The organism is Mycobacterium sp., assembly GCF_036488105.1.
GTDB lineage: Bacteria > Actinomycetota > Actinomycetes > Mycobacteriales > Mycobacteriaceae > Mycobacterium.
Window position 1 is genome coordinate 1 of record NZ_DASXHW010000149.1, and the last position, 2754, is coordinate 2754.

Genomic DNA, 2754 nt, shown 5'->3' on the forward strand with positions numbered 1-2754 from the left:
CCGGTCCGGACGTTCGGTGGCGATCATCGCCAACGCGACGTGCGCCCGCGCATGGTGTGGGTCTTCTGCGACCGCGGCAGCAAAGGCGGTTGAGGCCCGGTCCTGGACCGAGAGCAGGCGACGCACACCTTCGGCATACGACGCAGCGGCACCGGTCAACGTCGGCGCGGCCGTGACGGGACGGGGCGCGCGCCTCGGATGGTCACGAGTGCCTTCGGCGAGCACCTTCGCGATAGCCGCCGCCTGCGTACGGATTTCGGGAATCGCAGTGGTTTCCCACTCCTCGCCCTGACGGATCGAGCCGATGCAGACGATGTTGGGGACCGCGTCCCCCGACCCGTCGATGAGATAGCCGTCTTCGGTGAGCCGCACGCCAACCCCACAGGGGTGCAGCGACGCGACGTCGGCGGCCAACAGGTTGGCCCAGAGTGCCGAACTCTGCAGCGATCGCCGGTCCCAGGCCGCGCCGGCAGCGACCACGACCGCGTCACCACGCCGGCGCACGGATCGGTCGCTGGTTGTCACCACTAACTCGACGCCCTTGCGGCGCAACGACACATCGGCGACCTCGCCCGCCTCGATGACCAACTTGCCGCCGTCGATCGCCGTCTGGATAGCGTCGGCGATGGTGGGCGGCATCCGGTGCCGAAGCACCTCCCACTGCCGCAGATCCTCACGCAGGAACCGGCGCTGATCCTCCCACCCCAACGACTGCCACAGCCGGGCGGTGCGCGGGCGCACCGCATCGATCACCTGTCGCCAGTCCTCACCGCCGTCGCGAGCGTGCGCGAGGTCGGCGGCGAGCGCGGCGCGCAATTGCTCGAGCGAGACGTCCTCGGCCAGCGCGTCGAGGTTGGGCAACTCCGTCGGTGCACCGGTGGCGCGGAATCGGCGCGGGAGTGCGCCGTGCCGCGACAGTAGCGTGACCGCCGCGCCCCGCGCGGTGAGATGCAGCGCGACATCAACGCCGGTGAGCCCCGAACCGATCACCAGGACGCTGGCCGGCCGTCGCGCACTAAGGGCCGCCAACGCGCCGGGCGCCCATGGATCCAACACCACCCTGCCGTCGGCGCCTTCGGCCAGCACCGGGGCGAAGGCACGTTCCAACGAGTCGGGCATGCCGTTTTGGGGCCGCCCCGACGCGAGCACCACGGCGTCGGCCGACAAATTACGTCCATCGTGGAGCGCCAACCGCACCGGAGCGCCCGGCGTCAACTCCACGACCTCGGCGGCCTGCATTCGCACGTCGGCCGCCGCAAGTTGGTCTCGCAGGTATCGGCCGTAGGCAAGCCGCGGTGCGAAGCTTTCGGCCGGCGTGACGGCTCGCTCGTCGAGCCAGCGGCTGAAGTGATCGGGATCGTCCGGCCAGACCGACATCCGCGGCGCGGGCACGTTCAGCAGATGCGTCGGGTCGTCGGTGCCGTACGCCGCGCCGGTGCCGGGTCGCCCGGAGGCGTCGATCAACGTGATCTGTGTGTTTGGCGCGGCTCGGCGCAGATGCACCGCGGCGAGCACACCCGCCGCTCCACCGCCGACAATCGCGACGCGCATCATGGCGGAAGGCTATATCTCGCGGGATGCTGATGATGCGCGTTCACGTGAAAGTTACTGGTGATCCCTCACAAATCGCCCAGGTCGTCGGGGACGTCAACGGCGTGCTCCTGCAGTGCTTCCAGCGGCACGATCTCGAGGGTCCGCTCATGGGTGGACGCCAACACCACCGGGGCGGCGAAACCATCGCGGTAGGCCAACAACCAGTTGCCGGCCGTGACGCACCATCGGTCGCCGGGCACCAGACCGGGAAACCGGAATCGCGGCATCGGTGTTGAGAGATCGTTGCCGATCATCCGCTGGTGCTCGAGGAATTCGGCAGTTACCACCGCGCAAATCGTGTGCAAGCCAAGATCTTCCGGCCCGCTCGAGCAGCAGCCGTCGCGGTAGAAGCCGGTGAGCGGCTCGCTTCCGCACGGTTCAAGCGGACCTCCTAATACGTTGCGCTCAGGCATTCATCCCCCGCCCCGCATCGCCTCGACCAGGTCCGCGGCCCGCTGGAGTTGCTCGAGGTCGGAACTGGTTGGGATGAGCTGGATTTCATCGGCTCCGACCGCTTCGAACTTACGCAACACCGCGGCCAGATCGTCTTCGCTACCGGCGAAGCCGGTCGTGGGCGCCATCGCGTCGATGTATTCGGCCGGTATCCAGTTCATGTAGCGGCGCAAGTGCCGGTGCACCTGGCGGCGGCCCTCGTCGACCGAGCCGAGCGCGAACCAGAACGAGGTAGCCAGGTGCGGCTTGGCCCTGCCGGCTTCGGCCCAGGCATCGCGTGCGACGTCGAACAGCTCGTTCTGCTTGGCGACGTCGAGGTCCAACGTGGTACCGGCCAGGCCGTCGGCCCACGCAGCGGCGCTGCGCAGCGTCCTGGGCCCGATCGTCCCGACCAGCAGCGGCGGTCCACCCGGCTGAACCGGCGCCGGACCGACCGGCAGCACCGACTCGGTGATCTTCTCGCCGGCCCACACCCGCTTCATCACCGCGACCGACTCGGCCATCCCACGCATCGTCTGCATCGCCGGATCCGCGCCGACCGCTCGATAGTCCTCGACCCGGCCGCCTATGCCAAGACCCACGGTCAGCCGCCCACCGGACAACATGTCCCCGGTCGCCAACGCCTTGGCCAGCATCACCGGGTCGTGCAGTTGGGGCACCATCACCGTCGTCACCAGCCGCACCCGGTCGGTCCACGCGGCCAGCGCG

General features: G+C 69.1%; 3 protein-coding genes. All 3 read right to left on the reverse strand.

The window, feature by feature from the left end; all coding sequences use genetic code 11:
- On the reverse strand, positions 1-1554 hold a 1554-nt coding region (locus tag VGH54_RS07770), incomplete at its 3' end, for an FAD/NAD(P)-binding protein (protein WP_331511356.1).
- A gap of 65 nt (positions 1555-1619) precedes the next feature.
- The gene (locus tag VGH54_RS07775; RefSeq protein ID WP_331511357.1) at positions 1620-2006 is read right to left on the reverse strand and encodes a DUF2237 domain-containing protein; all 387 of its coding nucleotides are present in this window, start codon (positions 2004-2006) and stop codon (positions 1620-1622) included.
- A partial coding sequence (locus VGH54_RS07780; protein WP_331511358.1) for an LLM class flavin-dependent oxidoreductase occupies positions 2007-2754 on the reverse strand: 748 nt, incomplete at its 5' end.